Origin of the sequence: Desulfospira joergensenii DSM 10085, from assembly GCF_000420085.1 — a bacterium.
GTDB classification, from domain to species: Bacteria; Desulfobacterota; Desulfobacteria; order Desulfobacterales; family Desulfobacteraceae; genus Desulfospira; species Desulfospira joergensenii.
This window is the reverse complement of the sequence record NZ_ATUG01000001.1, coordinates 87,671-103,561: the sequence shown is the minus strand read 5'-3', so window position 1 is coordinate 103,561 and position 15,891 is coordinate 87,671. Positions and strand designations below refer to the sequence as shown.

The 15,891-nt window shown below is 49.4% G+C and carries 15 protein-coding genes; 6 read left to right on the top strand and 9 right to left on the bottom strand.

The genetic code is table 11. From position 1 onward, the window contains the following. Positions 1–150: 150 nt before the first annotated feature. From F608_RS0100490 to F608_RS0100480, 3 genes are all read left to right on the top strand, one after another. Positions 151–1,086, top strand: coding sequence for a DMT family transporter (locus F608_RS0100490; RefSeq protein WP_022663652.1), 936 nt, complete (start codon positions 151–153; stop codon positions 1,084–1,086). Between the two features lie 132 nt (positions 1,087–1,218). Then, positions 1,219–2,157: a homocysteine S-methyltransferase family protein gene (locus tag F608_RS0100485; protein ID WP_022663651.1), complete on the top strand. Its 939-nt coding sequence runs from the start codon at positions 1,219–1,221 to the stop codon at positions 2,155–2,157. 36 nt (positions 2,158–2,193) lie between these two features. Then, entirely contained in the window at positions 2,194–3,234 is a 1,041-nt protein-coding gene (locus F608_RS0100480; RefSeq protein ID WP_022663650.1) for a class I fructose-bisphosphate aldolase, read from the top strand. A gap of 126 nt (positions 3,235–3,360) precedes the next feature. On the opposite strand, the gene F608_RS0100475 is transcribed toward F608_RS0100480, so the two are convergent. The 4 genes from F608_RS0100475 to F608_RS30245 form a co-directional block, all read right to left on the bottom strand. Beyond that, the gene (locus tag F608_RS0100475) at positions 3,361–4,161 is read right to left on the bottom strand and encodes a vWA domain-containing protein (protein ID WP_022663649.1); all 801 of its coding nucleotides are present in this window, start codon (positions 4,159–4,161) and stop codon (positions 3,361–3,363) included. Positions 4,162–4,254: 93 nt separating this feature from the next. After that, positions 4,255–5,184, bottom strand: coding sequence for an AAA family ATPase (locus F608_RS30255; protein WP_022663648.1), 930 nt, complete (start codon positions 5,182–5,184; stop codon positions 4,255–4,257). 146 nt (positions 5,185–5,330) lie between these two features. Continuing rightward, positions 5,331–7,907 (bottom strand): bifunctional lysylphosphatidylglycerol flippase/synthetase MprF, encoded by a 2,577-nt coding sequence (gene mprF, locus F608_RS30250; protein WP_022663647.1) that lies wholly within the window; start codon positions 7,905–7,907, stop codon positions 5,331–5,333. Further along, positions 7,904–8,626 carry an AcvB/VirJ family lysyl-phosphatidylglycerol hydrolase gene (locus tag F608_RS30245; protein WP_161626797.1) on the bottom strand — a complete coding sequence of 241 codons (723 nt, stop codon included), beginning with the start codon at positions 8,624–8,626 and terminating at the stop codon, positions 7,904–7,906. The genes mprF and F608_RS30245 overlap by 4 nt, the downstream gene beginning before the upstream one ends. 392 nt (positions 8,627–9,018) lie before the next feature. Here F608_RS30245 and F608_RS37075 point away from each other — a divergent pair, with 392 nt between their 5' ends. Continuing rightward, entirely contained in the window at positions 9,019–9,150 is a 132-nt protein-coding gene (locus tag F608_RS37075; protein ID WP_022663645.1) for a hypothetical protein, read from the top strand. 319 nt (positions 9,151–9,469) lie between these two features. On the opposite strand, the gene F608_RS0100445 is transcribed toward F608_RS37075, so the two are convergent. Continuing rightward, positions 9,470–9,766, bottom strand: a complete 297-nt coding sequence (locus tag F608_RS0100445) for a PilZ domain-containing protein (protein ID WP_022663643.1) — start codon at positions 9,764–9,766, stop codon at positions 9,470–9,472. Positions 9,767–10,268: 502 nt separating this feature from the next. On the opposite strand from F608_RS0100445, the gene F608_RS0100440 reads away from it, so the two are divergent. Then, the gene (locus tag F608_RS0100440; protein WP_033398051.1) at positions 10,269–11,315 is read left to right on the top strand and encodes a sialidase family protein; all 1,047 of its coding nucleotides are present in this window, start codon (positions 10,269–10,271) and stop codon (positions 11,313–11,315) included. A gap of 551 nt (positions 11,316–11,866) precedes the next feature. On the opposite strand, the gene F608_RS0100425 is transcribed toward F608_RS0100440, so the two are convergent. Further along, positions 11,867–12,697, bottom strand: a complete 831-nt coding sequence (locus F608_RS0100425; RefSeq protein WP_022663639.1) for an exonuclease/endonuclease/phosphatase family protein — start codon at positions 12,695–12,697, stop codon at positions 11,867–11,869. A 358-nt stretch (positions 12,698–13,055) separates the two neighbouring features. On the opposite strand from F608_RS0100425, the gene F608_RS0100420 reads away from it, so the two are divergent. Continuing rightward, complete coding sequence (locus F608_RS0100420) at positions 13,056–14,087, top strand: IS481 family transposase (protein WP_022663638.1); 1,032 nt, start codon at positions 13,056–13,058, stop codon at positions 14,085–14,087. Between the two features lie 78 nt (positions 14,088–14,165). On the opposite strand, the gene F608_RS36535 is transcribed toward F608_RS0100420, so the two are convergent. The 3 genes from F608_RS36535 to F608_RS0100405 are packed head-to-tail and all read right to left on the bottom strand — an operon-like array spanning position 14,166 to position 15,643. Further along, complete coding sequence (locus tag F608_RS36535; protein ID WP_022663637.1) at positions 14,166–14,312, bottom strand: hypothetical protein; 147 nt, start codon at positions 14,310–14,312, stop codon at positions 14,166–14,168. Positions 14,313–14,330: 18 nt separating this feature from the next. Further along, positions 14,331–15,290: a hypothetical protein gene (locus F608_RS0100410; protein ID WP_022663636.1), complete on the bottom strand. Its 960-nt coding sequence runs from the start codon at positions 15,288–15,290 to the stop codon at positions 14,331–14,333. Then, positions 15,287–15,643, bottom strand: a complete 357-nt coding sequence (locus tag F608_RS0100405) for a hypothetical protein (protein WP_022663635.1) — start codon at positions 15,641–15,643, stop codon at positions 15,287–15,289. Before F608_RS0100405 ends, F608_RS0100410 begins: the two co-directional genes overlap by 4 nt. Positions 15,644–15,891: the final 248 nt, after the last annotated feature.

The following is a 15,891-nucleotide window of genomic DNA, read 5'->3' as shown; positions in this document are numbered from 1 at the left end:
TGTCTCTGACCATACAGGCATGTCCCTTCACCCTTCCAAGGGTGCTTGAATGAATCTTAATTTTTAAATCAAGGATACATTCTTTTGGGGTAAAACGCATAAGGGCTTGCAGGCCTGGAAACGATATGCCATAACCTCCGGCAAATGAATATGCAATTTTTAAAAAATGATTTTTTACTGGTGGTGACAGCGATCATCTGGGGGCTTGCCTTTACCGCCCAGCGGGCAGGGATGGCCTTTGTGGGGCCTTTCACCTTTAACGGTGTCCGCTTTTTGCTGGGATCCCTCTCCCTTGTTCCCCTTCTTTATTTGGGGATGCAGACCCATGAAAAACGGACAGATCCATTGCCGGCCATAAGCCGGAAAACTATTTTCGGTACGGCGAACGAGGGCATTACCATGCTTTACGGCGGGGCAGGGGGGATACTCCTTTTCCTGGGCTCCTCTTTTCAGCAGATCGGGGTGGTGTACACCAGTGCGGGCAAGGCAGGCTTCATCACCGGTATGTATGTCATTATTGTTCCCTTTATCGGTGCCTTCATCGGTCAGAAGGCCGGGATCAGCCGCTGGGCCGGAGCGGTCATGTCCCTGGCCGGCCTTTATTTTCTTTCCATCAAGGGAAATATCAGCATCAATAAAGGGGATCTCTTTGTTTTTGTGAGCGCCTTTTTCTGGGCGCTTCATGTCATCGTGATCTCCCGTTTTTCTCCACTGGTGGATACGCTCAAACTGGCCTTTTACCAGTATCTGTTCTGTGGTGTTCTCAGTATGCTCACGGCCCTTGCCATGGAAGAGGTAAGGCTCGGTTCCATCCTCCAGGCCTGGCTCCCCATTTTTTACGGCGGTTTTTTTTCCGTGGGGGTTGCCTATACTTTACAGGTCTATGCCCAGAAAAGGGTTCACCCGGCCCATGCCGCCATCATCCTCAGCCTTGAGGGGGTATTCGCCGTTCTGGGCGGCTGGCTGCTTCTGTCCGAAACCCTTTCCCTGAAAGGGGTCTTGGGCTGTCTTCTCATGCTGTGCGGGATGCTCATCTCCCAGGCTCCTGTAATTTTCCAAAAGAAGAAACATCCCTTATCCTCCTGAACCCGGAAATTTATTTTCCGGTTGATTTTTTATAATCCATGCCTAACTTTGTAAGATAATGTCGGCGCGGTGGGTTCTATTCTATGCTGTTCCGGCATGGTATTTCCAAAGAACATCGTATGGAGAACGATCATGTATAAATACAGAGACAGTATACCCATAAATTCCACAGGCCTGTTTTTAACAGACGGCGGACTTGAGACCACCCTGGTCTTTCACCATCATCTGGATCTGCCTGAATTTGCGGCTTTTACTCTTCTGGATCAGGCAAACGGGATTGAAACCCTCAGAAACTATTATCTACCCTATATCCGGACCGCCCGGGAACAGGGTGCGGGATTCATTCTGGAAAGCCCGACATGGCGGGCCAGCAGGGCATGGGCCCGGAAAATAGGATATGATGTTGATCAGCTTGAATCCGTCAATGCAAGTGCCATATCCATGCTGGCAGACCTGCGCCGTGAATTTGAAATGCCGGGAGCCCCCATGGTGATCAGCGGCTGCATCGGACCCTATGGGGATGGGTATCAGGTGAGTGAAAAGCTTACCGTCAGCGAGGCGGAAGAGTACCACCGGGAACAGATCGATATTTTGAGCCGGACAGAGGCGGATCTGGTATCTGCCTTTACCATCAACTACAATGAAGAGGCAGAGGGGATTGTCCTGGCGACAAAGGCTTCAAATATGCCGGTGGTGATCTCATTCACAACGGAAACTGACGGCAGGCTGCCTTCGGGGAAGACGTTAAAGGACGCGGTTCAGGAACTGGACGATCATACGGGTGCCTACCCGGTGTATTATATGATCAACTGTGCACATCCGGTTCATTTTAATGGGGCGCTGAAAAGCGGTGAACCCTGGGTTCGTCGGATTCGAGCAATCCGGGCCAATGCCTCGGAAAAATCCCATGAGGAACTGGATGCGTCCACCGAGCTGGATGAGGGAAACTCCCAGGCCCTGGGACAATGGTACCGTGCCCTGAAGGACCGTCTTCCTGATCTTTCCGTATTCGGGGGCTGCTGCGGAACCGATGTGTCCCATATCCGGGAAATCGCACGGGCAATTCACTGAAATCTGAACCAGTAATGACCATAAGGAGTTATACACATGGGTATGTATCATTTATCCGACGAATTGAGAGCCGGCCTGGCAGATACGGCCGATGCCATGGTGGCGCCGGGCAAGGGAATCCTGGCGGCTGACGAGAGCAGCCCCACCATCAAGAAAAGATTTGATGCCATTGACCTGGCCTCCACGGAGGAAACCCGGCAGGCCTACAGAGAGATGTTGTTCACGGCCCCGGATGTCCAGAACTTTATTTCAGGGGTGATTCTTTTTGAAGAGACCCTTGGCCAGAAGGACAGTCAGGGTACCCCTTTTCCCGAGCTGCTGAAACAGCGGGGCATTATCCCGGGAATCAAGGTGGACAAGGGCCTGGCCCGGATTCCGGGAACCCGGGAGGAAAAGGCCACCCAGGGACTGGACGGTCTGGGCAAGCGGCTGACCGCCTTTGCCGCCCAGGGAGCCCGATTTGCCAAATGGCGGGCGGTGATCCATATCGGAGATCATCGGCCTTCCCGGCTTGCCGTGGATGTCAATGCCCATGGCCTGGCGCGGTATGCGGCCCTGAGCCAGGATGCCGGACTCGTGCCCATTGTGGAGCCGGAGATCCTGATGACCGGCGGCCATGATATCCATACCTGTGACCGGGTGAGCGAATGGGTTCTGGAGCGGGTCTTTTCCGAACTTGTCCTTCACCGGGTTTTTCTGGAAGGCATGGTCCTGAAGCCCAGCATGGTGACCTCCGGGGATGCCTGCCCGGAACAGGCAGAAATCGACACCGTGGCGGAAGCGTCCATCCGGGTTTTTCGGCGGACGGTTCCGGCTGCCGTACCCGGAATTGCCTTTTTATCCGGGGGCCAGAGTTCCGAACTGGCAACGGCCCATCTCAATGCCATGAACCAGAAAGGCCCCCATCCCTGGGAGTTGAGCTTTTCCTACGGCCGGGCCCTCCAGGAACATCCCTTGAAGGTATGGGCCGGCAAAGACGAAAATGTTCCGGCAGCCCAGGCTGCACTGCTCAAGCGGGCCAGGTGCAATGGGGCTGCCAGGTACGGAGAGTATTCTCCCGGGATGGAAAGCGGGTAAAAATAGGGAAAGACTCTAGCGGACCGGAGGGCCGGATTTTGGGCCGGGACCATCCTTCGGGATAAGGATTTACGGCCGGATGGGTATGCCTCCCTGTGGGTTTGACCCGCCATGAAACAAGACCGTTTATTTCAGGCATTGGAGGATCGCGCCGGCGATCTCTCTTTCATCCCGGACCAGGGAAGAAGATCCTTTCCCCTGGAGGGCCAGTTGGAGAATTTTTTCGTGTTCCGCCGGGGGGAAACCGATCACGCTCAGTTTATCGTAAAGGACTGCGGCCTGAAAAGGATCTCCACCTTTGTTCCAGCCCCCGTCCGTCAGCAGAAGGCCGGTCTTTGCCTTAAATTCATGTACATGTTTGAGCCCGGTTTCCAGGACAAGGCGGATATTTGTGTCTCCATGGGCCTGGAGGGAAAAGAGCCTTTCCAGGACTTTTTCCGGGCCGGCTTTCTCATGAACTTCCTTTAGAACAAAGACCCCGTCGCTGAAGGCAAGAACCGCATAATCCTTTTTAAAATGCTGGGCAATGGCAGCAGCGGTAATGGCGGAGAGGATCACCTTGCTTTGCATGGAATAACTGAAATCAAGCATCATTACAAAGGCCTGTCTCTCTTTATGCCTGACATGGGATACAAGATTTTCCAGAATTCCCTTTTCCGGTTCCTCCATATATCTTTCAAGGCTCTGGTCCAGTGCGATTTCAGCACCGTCAATGCACCCCTTAACCCATTTGAGTTTTCCCGGCCGATATCCGGAGTCGGCAATCTGTCTTCCGATTCTCATGATGAGGCGACAGGCAATTTTAATGGCCTGGGCCGCCACATCCTCCTGGAGCCTGCCCAGTATCCGGGCAAAGGCTTCCAGGGAACCGGGTTTCTCAAAGAAGTGATCCAGTTTATCAGGATGCCGGTTGAAATAAGCGGCCATCCGCCAGAAATCGGACGGCTCGTTGGTGTCAAAGTCAAAAAGCGGAGTCCCGGTGACCTCATCCCTGACCTGGTCCAGTAAGGAACATTCATTTCATGTCGACCCCGGCTTTTCCATTACAGGATCTTCTCCTTTATCACGGTCCGGACCCATATCCGCCTCATTGTTCAAGAATGTTCTGCAGCGGGCCTTGAGCCGGCTCCAAATCTCTTCAACAATTTCATCGGCTGTCTTTTGGGTTGTCTCATTGAGCCAGATCTTATTGGACAGGGCCATACGGGAAGCCGTCAGGATATTCTGGCCCGGGGAGTCGGCAAGTTTCTGCAAGCCGACAAACAGATCTGCCATATCAATGGCAGCCCGGACAGAAGCCCCCAGTTTTATATCAGGGTGATCCCGGGTCTCGCGAACCATTCCCACCGTCAGGGAAAGGGTTCCGGGATCGGTCAGCCCTGTCCGTATCCTTACAATTTCCTGTTCTTCTTCTTTGCTCTGGTAATCCATTTTAATGAGACAGATCCGGTCCATAAAGGCCCGGCTGACTCTTACCGTGCCCACATCATCATAGGGATTTTGGGCCGCAATCAGGGTAAAGGGGCGGACCGCCTTAACCGTACCATACCTTGGGATCACCATTTCCCCTTCTTCCATGGGAGAGATAAGCACATTGGAAACATCCGCCGGCATCCGGTTGAACTCTTCGATGTATAGGATGCCCCCTTCTTCCATGGCCCGGGTCAATGGCCCCTTTTCAAAGTATTCGGGTTTGTAGCTGTCTGACATCACCTTTGACGGATTAAAATGACCCACCAATTTTGCCGGTGTGAGATCCACATTCCCTTCAACCATGTGCAGAGGGATCCGGGCTTCCCTTGCAATATTCCTGAGCAGGGTCGATTTGGATGTCCCCGGCGGCCCTTCCAGTAAGATGTGTTTTCCCGTCTCCATGGCAACCAGTATGGATCTTGTTTCATTTTCCCTGCCCACGATTCCATTTTCAACTCTTCCCAAAAGATTAAGCAAGATGAATCTCCTTTTTGGTTGTTTTTCCGTGGAAAATTTTTCGGATGTATTTTAGTATCTATCTTAATTTTCCGGATAATTTCAAAAATAATTTCTTTTTTTAAGTCTGACGTAGAATTTCCGGCCTTCAGGGTTGCTATATCTGACTATGGACGAGTGAGCAGCCGGTCAGTCCCGGGCCTCTTTGGGGATCCGCCCGAGATCAGGGTGGCCAGGTGGGTGAAAACCACCGGCATGGCCAGGCCGCCAGGGGAGGCCAGATACCGGGGGGACCAGACCGGGTTGAATTTTTCCTTGTAATGGCGCAGACCCTGAAAATTATAAAAATGCTCACCATGATTGAAAACAAATGCCTCCAGTCGATTCCAGAACGGGGCCATGGGAGAGGCACTCAAGCCTGAGAAGGGAGCCATGCCCAGATTGAACCATTCAAATTCCTTCTCTTTGCCCCAGAGCATGATGGCGATAAACAGATAATCCATGATCCCGTTGGGTGCATCCGGGCTAAACCGCATGAGATCCACGGAAAGTTCTTGTTTTTCGCCGCTTTGCCAGAGATTGGCAAAGGCTTTTATTTTACCCTCTTTTTCTACCACGGCCACGGGATTGAGGGCGAGGTACCGGGGATGGAAAAATCCCAGGGAAAAGCCTTTTTCACGGGCGTTTTTTTCTCCAAGCCAGGCATCGGAAACGGATTTGAGGTCGTCCATCCGGTCCATGACCTGATCCGGTTCAAGCACCGATAGGGTACAGCCGGCTTTCTCAATTTTGTTCCTGCTGCTGCGAAGGCCTTTCCTGGAACTTCCTTCCAGGGTGAAATCGGAAAGCCGGACACGGGCCTCCTCGCCCAGTTTGACCATGGTGAATCCCGCATCCAGGTAGAGGTGAAGCCGTTCATGACCCACCTGGTAGAACACGGGCCAACCTCCGGCCCGGTCTGCCCGTTCGCGGAAACGCCAGATCAGATCGGTCCATTCAGTTTCAGGACCCACTGGATCTCCCATGGAAATCCAGCTGCGCTTTTCAATGCAGAACATGATGAAAGCGGTTTTGTCGTCGTTCATTTCAATCAGTTTGTCCCCCAGCAGGGCCAGATTCGCCGAGGTGTCTTCCGACCGGCGGACAATGGGCTCAATGATCTTTGTCCGTTCTTTCTCATCCGGAAACAGGAAAGGCGGAGGGCCGGGCCTCAGCAGGTGGGCCAGTCCAAAGAAGAGTGCCAGAACGGAGGTGCCCAGGGTGGCCCGTAAAAACCGGGCCGCATTCCCTTTGAAGGTGAACTGCCACCATAGGGAGTCGGCGTATTCCACATGGCGGTAGGCATAAAATCCCAGCCATGCCGAACAGCCCAATACGATCAGAACGGCGGCGGTCCAGCCCGGGCTGAATCTTTGGCTGAACAGGGATGCCTTCCGGTGGAAATGCTTGCGGCTGGGCAACAGGGCTGCAAGGATCAGGCTCAGGGCAAGGGCCTCTTCATAATCAAACCCCTTGACCAGGGAGGCTACGATGCCTGCCGCAAGAAGGATCACGCTGAGTATATACGCGGCATCAAGACGGCGCTGCAGACCCCTTCCAAGCAGAAGAAGGCCCATGCCTGCGATGCTCCCGATAAAGTGGGACACTTCGATGAAGGGCAGGGCCTCCAGCAGTTCCAATTGGACCAGACGGGATTTCAGGGCAGGGGTGGCCCCGGAGAAGAGCAGGATGGCGCCGCCGATAAATACAGTGATCCCGAACACGCCGGGGATGATCGGAGAGACCCAGCGGTCGAACAGGGTCATCACCTTTTTGGCCCATCGTTTTCCCCGGAGCAGTTCCTGGAATCCCAGAAGGACGGCGGCAAGACCCAGGGGCATCCAATAATAAATGACCCGGAAAGCCATCAGGGAACCGAGGATATGCGGGGCGGGAATCCGGGATGAAAGGGCCAGGACGATCAGGGATTCGAAAACCCCGAGACCGCCCGGAACCTGGCTGAACAGGGCCACCATCTGGGCCGCCAGATAGACCGCCAGAAATCCCGGCAGGGAGAGCGCGGCAAAATGGGAAAGAAGCAGATAAAGGATCACTCCGGCCAGGGTCCAGTCCAGAATGCCCAGCACAGCCTGGGACAGGGCGATGGAGGGTGCCGGAACCGGTATTTCCCGGCCGCGGAGGGTCAGGTCCTTTTTTTTCAGAACCAGAATCGTGTATCCCGCCATGGGAATCAGCATGCAGATCCCCAGGGCCCGGATGGAAGCGGTCGGCAGATGGAGCGCCGAACCGATCAGGGCCGGGTTGATCAGAAAGGTCATGCCGTTGAGCATAAAAAAGCCCAGCCACATGCTGAGGGTGCAGAACCCGATGACCTTGGCGATATCAAAGCTTGAAAGACCCCACACCGAATAAAGCCGGTACCGGACCGAGGCCCCGGCCAGCATGGACAGGCCGATGTTGTTGCTGAAGGCATAGCCGGTGAAGGAGGCCAGGGCAATGTTTCGAAAGGGCAGGGTTTTACGGATGTACTTTAATCCAAGGACATCGTAGCCGGTCATCAGACCGTAGCTGATCAGGGTCAGGAAAAACGCGGTAAAACGGATCCCCAGGGGAATGCTGCGGAATGCGGAGAGCACATCATTAAAATGATAGATTGAAAGCTCCCGGTGCATTAAAACGGCGGCTGCACCGAACAGGGAGAGACTGAGGGCGAATCCCAGGATGGATTTCAGGGTATGGTTCAAGGCTGCACTTCTTTCATGAAAAGATTGGAGAGTATGGTGTTCACGATTCCTTCGGAATCACCGCCCAGGTGGTGGCCCCCCGGAAAGAGTACCGTTTTGATCCAGGGCAGACTTTGATCCCTGCACAGGCAGTTTTCTTCCTCGGCTCCTGCCATGCACAGCACTGGATAGTCCCTGAGTTTTTTGAGTTCGGGAAGCACAGGATAATCCGGGTCCGGGGACTGCCAGCCCAGGTGTTCCATAACATGAATTTCAAAATCGGCCTGGTATGTCGGACTGATCAGAACCACACCGGTAACGCATGCCTTTGCAGGGTCTGAAAGCCGGGTGATCATAAAGGGCAGGGTATCCGCCCCAAAGAAATACCCCAGGAGCAGCACTTTTCCCTTATGCCAGAGCTTACGGTACCTTGTGATGATGCGTTCCAGGTCGCGGGCCGCCCTGTCCGGACTGCGCCGGGTCCAAAAATAGGACAGGGAATTCAGGCCCGCCACGGGGATACCTTCCCTTGCCAGGCCCGATCCGACGGTCCTGGCAAGGGAAGCCCATCCTCCGTCACCGGAAAGAAGCACGGCCAGGGTGTCTCCCCGGGAAGGTTCAGACGAGATCTCCTCAAGGGGAAGATCATCCCGGGACAAAGACGGTATCCTTGGTGTATCCCCCCGGTCCAACCGGTGTTCCGGGGAAGCTGCCGCATCGACACCAGGGATCCAAACCATCAGAATGAACCCGATGATCAATATCAAAAGCCAGTGCAAACAAGAGGAGGTTTTCATGCTTGGCTCATATTGTTTCCGGGAGGGGAAAACATTCCCCTCCCATGCGGTCTTATTTTATCAATAGCTTACTATGGTTTGTCTCTAATATAACGATCATCCGCCTGTATTCAACCGCATTGAACATCTTGCCGGCAGAGGAACACGCCCATCTGGGGAAAATTTTTATTCCTGTTTGCATATAAAGACCAGAGTCACAGCGGCGGAATATCCGCCTGTTCCGCTGTGACTCTGGCTGAGGATTAAAATGATTTTTTATACTTTTGAGATATTTCCGTGACAATTCAACCTTATCCTTAAATAAAAGAAACAAACCGCAAGAACAAGGAGATCCCATGGAACAGAAAACCGCCAAAAAGGCTTCAGCACTGTATGTCATGATTTTAATTTCTTTTCTGATCATCGCAAATCCGCTCTTATTCGCCCAGGGCAGTCCGGAGGCCAGAGCCGTCTTTTATGTCCAGTGATATGATGTCGGAAAATCAGCCCTGAAGGGGCTGAAGGGTGTTAAGCGGGTGGAAAACGGATTTAAAAATTTTAAAGAAATAAACCGGGTCTATTATGATCCTGAAAAAATCAGCATCCAAAAAATGCAAAAGGCCCTGGAAAGATCCGGAACCTTTATCGGCACAGATAAAATAGATCAATAGGAGAGCTGATCTGTAGAAGCCGGATTTTACATTACCGGGAACGAAGAACTATTTGTAACGCTCTTCTTTTCATGGACCGGCTGAATTCGTGAAGCCGCTCCTTTCCCAGCAGCCGGGTTCATCCCTGACACTGAATTTAATTTCCCGCTTTTTTTCGATAATGGACAGCAATCCCTTCCCGGGATTTTCTGACAACCTCGCCGGTATGGGAATGGGTGGTCCCAGTTTCATCGGTAAAAGAGACGCTGACCTGATCCTTGAGCTGATATTTTTCCGGGAAATTGGATCTTAAAAAGAGGCCTGTCAGGCTGTAGTTCATGGAGTTTTCAGTTGTCTGACCTTCTTTTTTAACCACCTTGACCATGGCATCCAATCGTTTGCGCGGAGATGAGCGGCGGTCGATTTTTTGATTTTTCAGACTCTTTTTCAACATATTGCCTTTTTCTCTTTTTAATAAATGTATTACTGAAATATACGATAAAGAAGTAAACTTGACAACCGATAGTGAACCAAGGGCATGAAAAATAAGTTTTTTTAAGCCTTACGAGGTCTGAGCCTATAAATTTTCGTCTCTGAAAAATCGGATATAGATTCGAAAGCAGCGTGTTCTTGAATGTATTTTATTTGTATAGCAGTGGGCTGTCTTGGTCCTAGCCCAACCCAGCCCGGGGGTGGGTGACTAAAACCCCTGGCTGCGGGATTCGACAGCAATTGCAAACATCAATGAATGGTTTTCAGTATTTCTAGTACTTGTTGCCGTATCGTTTTTTCAGTAGATTGAATTTGTATTGTTTTGTAATTTTGACATCTCAGCTTTATTAAAAGAGGGGGATAATTAAAATTGTTTTACAAAGAAACCCTTGATGTTAAATTAAAACCAAAAAGAAACCGATTTAATTGTTTCCTATCAATAACCAGGCGAGGTATGTTTTAACATGAAAGAAAGGTTGCGCTTGAATATAAACCATCGTTTTACAATCATCCCAAAAGAACAAGGCCGCTATCATTCTTTCCCAACCCTTGCAATCATCGGTGACAAGATCTGGCTTGCCTGCCGTTTGGCACATGTTAATCCGAAAATGCCCCATGGTTCTGACGGTGCTGTCCGCCTTTTCTGGACAACGCCCGAGCAGCCGGCTGAATGGACCCAGGCAAATGCCGGCTTTAAACCCGGAAAAGACAGCAGCAATGAGCTGGATGCCATTTTGTCCGCACCGGGAAAAGACCAGATATTTTTAATCAGCCGCGATTACAGGCGTGAAAGAAAAAGCACCACGTTTATCTCTTGTTGGTCTCAAAATAAGTTCCAGGGCTTTGTTTCAGGTGAAAGCCCGGCCGAACGCACACCGCTTTCCCAAATCGGCCCGGGCAATATGACAAGTTTCGGGCATATCCGCCGGGACAACAAAGGTATGCTGCTCATGTCAGGATATCTAGCAGCTGAGGGGGAAACTCAACCTTCCCCGGTTCTGCTCGCCTCCGAAGACGGCAGCAAATGGCATTTGCACGCCCGATTGGCCATGTCCGGCTCTGAAAATACCCTTTTGACTGAATTCACATTGGGTCATCAAGGCGGTACAAACTGGTTTGCCCTGCTGCGAAACGAAACACGCCCCTGCCCGGTCATGCTTCTTAACAGCAAAGATAACGGCAAGACATGGACCGCCCCTAAACCAACCGATATCTTCGGCCATGCACCAATGGTTCTTAAAACCGGGAATCGTCGTTTTCTGGTTTTATACCGGGACCTGTCCGGAGACAAGCCCGGCATCAGTATCGGCATCAGTACAGATGATGGATCAACATGGCGAAAGTTATCAAAGCTGGCCTCGTATGATCCGGATCATATCTGGGAAGGCGGATATGGCGATTTTGTCCCAATTGGGAATTCAAAATTTTTAGCCGTATACTATACATGTGATCAGGATGCATCACCCTGGATTGAAGGGGTTGTGTTTTCCCTTGAAAAAGAAAAACAGTAAAGATGATCAAATCAATTCAGGGATCCGGTGTCGGCAATGACTGTGACCTATGAATCCGACCGTATTGTTTCTTGATTAATCTGACTTCCGATGAACCGAATTATGCAGGTTTTTATCCCCTGGCAGGACCCCAGATGGGGGAGGGCAATTCTTTTTTCCTTTGATGGGCTTATAAATAGTTTTGCCGGTTGCTTGAAATGGAACCGGCAAATTGCAAAGACAGCTATTTATTCTTTTTTTCTTTTTTGGCCTGTTTCTTTTCCTTGGCTGATTTGGCCGGTTTTTTCTTCACTGCTTTTTTTGTGTCTCGTGATTTGGACATTGGGTCCCTCTTTTTTTATGGGTTTACTCTGTCCGGAGACTATCATTTAAATGGTCTATATGAAAGTAAATTGTCGGTTCCCCAATATTCTGAAGAATACCATTGATATCATATCCCGGCGGGGCGGGATCTTTGAAGCTATCCCGGTATCGAAAAACTATCCGCATCGCAAATCCATGATTCTTTCTTCTGAAGTGTAATGAGCCGTCTTTGTGTTGATTGACAGGTTCTAAAATATCCTGAAACCGGCAACGAATGGCAAATGGTCAGAAACTTCTTTTTTGAAAGCCTCCCGCCCAATGCCCATGGTCCAATGCATCGGAAATAGCCGAAGGCTGCCGCGGACATAGTCGGTGGAGTAGGTGCGTGAGATCGCAAATCCGTCCAAAAGGTTTGCGCGGCCTTTTTCGAGAATATGTGAAAACCGGTCTTGCAGATCCCAACATGAGACAAAATCCATCATGTCATCGCCGCCCAGATGATGGAAATTGCTGACATCTTGACCAGGGATCATATTAAAGTCACCCATCAGCAGAATCATACGCTGGGTCAGTCCTGGAGTCTGCCGAATTTGGGCAATATGCCGGCCAATCATTCTACACTGACTGTCGCGCAGTTTCTGTTCAGGACGGTCTCGGCCCGATTTCAAGTGTACGCCGATCAGTATCGCCTTGAATTTTCCGATCTTGATATCTGCCTGTACCGCCTGGCGGCCATTCCCATAGTCTCCTTCAGAGCCGGGAATGAGTCGGAGATTGTTTACCTCAACCCCCTCTTTATGGAGAAAACCAATATGAATATTACCGTTCGGCTGCTTCAGAATCGTGGCATTGTATGAAACGCCATACTTGTCGGCTATAAGCGTCGCCAGCCGATCAATATGGCTGAGTGGGCTGACCTCAACAAGGGTTACCAATTCTGCGTCCAATAACGCCAGTCCTTCCGCCTGTTTCTTGGCTCGTTTGGTGTTAGGCCCAATGCCTGCGGCGGTGTTGGACTGATTGTAGCCCGCAAGATTCCAAACGGCAATACGGGCAAGGCTATGCTTAAATTCGTTCATGCCACCTCCTTATTGTTGGTTTGCAAAAAACAGTGTTAGGGCCTTCACGGCGTTGCAATCGCCGTGAACATGAAAATTACCGGCGTGTCTGGTGGTTGGAAATAGGTATCATGTCCCGGGAATTCGCGCAAGAATGCCATCATTTCTCAAAAATTTAACTCAGCACCTGGTTATTCGAGGTGCCCTTTTGTTAAATTGGAAAAGTTAAGATCCTACCGGACAGTTTGAAATTGCCATAGGCATAGCCACCTCTCACTGGGGACCTTCCAATAATCCCCAGTGAGAGGTGGCGGTGATAAGCCTTCTCGGATATATTTTTAACGCCAATCAAAAATATGTCCAAAAGGAGAAGAGCATTATGACCGCCAAAAAGAAATTAGCACAGAAAAGACTGACTTTGCTACAGCTTGCTGAAAAATTGGGGAACGTATCCAAAGCCTGCCAGATGCACAAGGTATCTCGAAGCCAGTTCTACGAGTACAAAAGATCTTTCCAGGAGTATGGATTTGAAGGCTTGATTGACAGACCACCAATCCCAGGACCACATCCTAACGAAATTTCTGAAGACACCAAAAATCGCATCATTGCACTTTCATTGGAAAACCCTGCTTTCGGCCAGCAACGGATTGCTGATCAGCTCGCTCTTGAAGGCCTTGCTGTCTGTGCAACCACGATCCGCAATATCTGGAAAAAGGCTGGAATGGAGACAAAATACAAACGCCTCTTAAAGCTTGAAGAGTCGTTGTCTGAAGATTTTGAATTAACAGAGACCCAGATCCGCTTGCTGGAAAAGGCCAATCCTGAGTTCAAAGAACGGAATGTGGAAAGCCATTACTCTGGTTACCTGCTATGCCAGGATACGTTTTATGTCGGGCGACTCAAAGGCGTTGGCAGGGTATACCTACAAGCCGTTGTTGATACATATGGCAGCTTTGCTTTTGGTAAGTTATACACCAGTAAGCGCCCGGAAACAGCGGCGGATGTCCTGTATGACAGGGTTCTTCCTTTTTACGAAGAGAACGATATCTGTATTGAGAATATCCTTACAGACAACGGTACGGAATTCAAAGGGCGGCCAACGATCCATTTGTACGAGATCTTCCTTGAACTCAATGATATCAATCACCGGAAAACAAAGGTGGCCAGTCCAAGGACGAACGGATTTGTGGAAAGATTCAACAGGACAATTTTGGACGAATTTTTCCGTACGGCTTTCCGGAAAAAGCTATATGAGTCCGTTTCCGCTTTACAGGAAGATCTCGACAAGTGGCTGCACTATTACAACTATGAACGGCCTCACCGGGGATACCGCAACCAGGGACGACGCCCATTTGAAACGTTTCAAATGGGGATAGAAATTAAAGGAAGAATGGAAAAGGAATCCGCCTAATAAAAAATAGGCGCCGAGAAGGCTGAGTGTACGGGAGGTATTTGACTTTTACAGTTAAATAGAAGGCAAAAATCTGTTTTATTGCTCAGGGCACTGTGCTTTAACCGTCCATAGTCCATCATCTTGTTCGATTTTTTGGGTAGTGCAACCTTCACTTTCAAAATCTGCAACAATTCTATCTACTTCATCTTCGGGGATATCTATAAGAATTCGTTCAATAGTCATAATATAACCTCCGGTTAATTATTGTAGGCCTAGGTCTTTTACTGCTTTGTCTCTCGCTTCACCGAGCACTTTGCTGTTAATAAACATAGTTATCATGCCTGGCGCAGTAGAAATTCCATTATTGTTCATCCAGGATTTGATATTGGCTTCATTTGTAGTGTTACGAGTACCGTCCGGCTTCCAGTATGATTGAAGTAAAGTACCAGAATTGGATTTTACGAATGATCCTTTTCTGAGATCAATAATTGCCGCAGCATCTGGAATTATCTTTGGAGCTACAGATGTTCTAATTTCAGGTATGGCTGCCAAGTTTGTTGCAGCCTGCCCAGTTGCAAAGAACTGTGAATATTGTAGCGCTGATCCAACCCCTGGATTAGCATTGGTAGATAATCCTGCCGTTGCAATTAAAGAAGCCAACGCAACTTTATCTACACCATTTTCCTGAAAATTAATCAATGGAACCAATGCAATTTCCTTTCGTTTGTAGCCAAGATTTACACTATCTGGGATTCCTCCTGTTTCAACCCCTAACCCCACTTTAAAACCAAATACAGTATCAGTTCCAAAAAAATATCTCTTTCGATCCGGTACATCAACTAATGAGGAGTTTCCCGTCATTTCTGCTGTAGGTATAGTTGCAGGTGTATCCTGAGAAGATAAAGTGCCTATATACTTACTCAAGATTTCAGCTGCCCGTCCTGTTGCAAAGCTTTGTCCTATAGCCTGACTCACGATCCCATCATCTGTAGTAAATGATGACATTTGTGAAAGAATTTTTCCCTTTCCAAAAACAGGGGCAACAGTTCCCTCTTTTCGATCATAACCTACTTCAAATGTCGGAGGCTTTGAGTCTACATCTATTCCCAGGGAAGTTTTTGTGATAAACAAAACATTATTTTTACCGGTTGAGCATCCAACAACACTAAAGCAAATAAATAATGTTAAAATAAAATTACATATACGAGTTTTTTTATTCACTTGTTTTTCTCCTTTAATATTGAGTTTATATCTTTATATTTAAAGCTTGATGGATTGTCAGTATCTATTGACAATTCACCACTTACGTCATCTTTAAGTATTTCGATACTGAAATTTTTAGTGTATCCGACAGCCACACCTGAGTGTTCTGGCAACATCAAAATTGAAACGCCAATAACGGAAACCTGTTGCACTAACATCTCTTTTTTTTGTTCTTTAGTTTCCTTTTGAATAACATGTGCAAAGCCAATAATATGGCGAGCCCCATTGCCATCGGTGTATTGGTATGCACATCCAGATAAGAGAAAGACGTACGTTAATAAAAAGAATAATCTCGGAATTTTTTTTGGCATTATATGGTCCTTGTTAGCTATTGTAACGAGTCTGTAGAAAAAGTCATTTTTGAGAAGTAGTCATTTGCTGCTATGAAATTTTTCACAGTCTCTTGGGTTTTACCGTTTTAGTTTTTCAGTCATCAAAATCAATCATACGGTCTGATATGGGGTCGGGGTTGGTCGGGGTTGGTCGGGGTTGGTCGGGGTTGGTCGGGGTTGGTCGGGGTTGGTCGGGGTCGGGCCATACGAACAGTCACATTAACATT

What these genes read in the sequence shown, in the direction of transcription:
- F608_RS30245 (WP_161626797.1), bottom strand. Translation starts at nt 8,626, where the DNA reads ATGGTTTGGATCCCTGGTGTCGATGCGGCAGCTTCCCCGGAACACCGG.
- F608_RS0100440 (WP_033398051.1), top strand. Translation starts at nt 10,269, where the DNA reads ATGAAAGAAAGGTTGCGCTTGAATATAAACCATCGTTTTACAATCATC.
- F608_RS0100405 (WP_022663635.1), bottom strand. Translation starts at nt 15,643, where the DNA reads ATGCCAAAAAAAATTCCGAGATTATTCTTTTTATTAACGTACGTCTTT.
- F608_RS0100485 (WP_022663651.1), top strand. Translation starts at nt 1,219, where the DNA reads ATGTATAAATACAGAGACAGTATACCCATAAATTCCACAGGCCTGTTT.
- F608_RS37075 (WP_022663645.1), top strand. Translation starts at nt 9,019, where the DNA reads ATGGAACAGAAAACCGCCAAAAAGGCTTCAGCACTGTATGTCATGATT.
- F608_RS0100425 (WP_022663639.1), bottom strand. Translation starts at nt 12,697, where the DNA reads ATGAACGAATTTAAGCATAGCCTTGCCCGTATTGCCGTTTGGAATCTT.
- F608_RS36535 (WP_022663637.1), bottom strand. Translation starts at nt 14,312, where the DNA reads ATGACTATTGAACGAATTCTTATAGATATCCCCGAAGATGAAGTAGAT.
- F608_RS0100445 (WP_022663643.1), bottom strand. Translation starts at nt 9,766, where the DNA reads ATGTTGAAAAAGAGTCTGAAAAATCAAAAAATCGACCGCCGCTCATCT.
- F608_RS0100480 (WP_022663650.1), top strand. Translation starts at nt 2,194, where the DNA reads ATGGGTATGTATCATTTATCCGACGAATTGAGAGCCGGCCTGGCAGAT.
- F608_RS0100475 (WP_022663649.1), bottom strand. Translation starts at nt 4,161, where the DNA reads ATGGCCGCTTATTTCAACCGGCATCCTGATAAACTGGATCACTTCTTT.
- F608_RS0100420 (WP_022663638.1), top strand. Translation starts at nt 13,056, where the DNA reads ATGACCGCCAAAAAGAAATTAGCACAGAAAAGACTGACTTTGCTACAG.
- F608_RS0100490 (WP_022663652.1), top strand. Translation starts at nt 151, where the DNA reads ATGCAATTTTTAAAAAATGATTTTTTACTGGTGGTGACAGCGATCATC.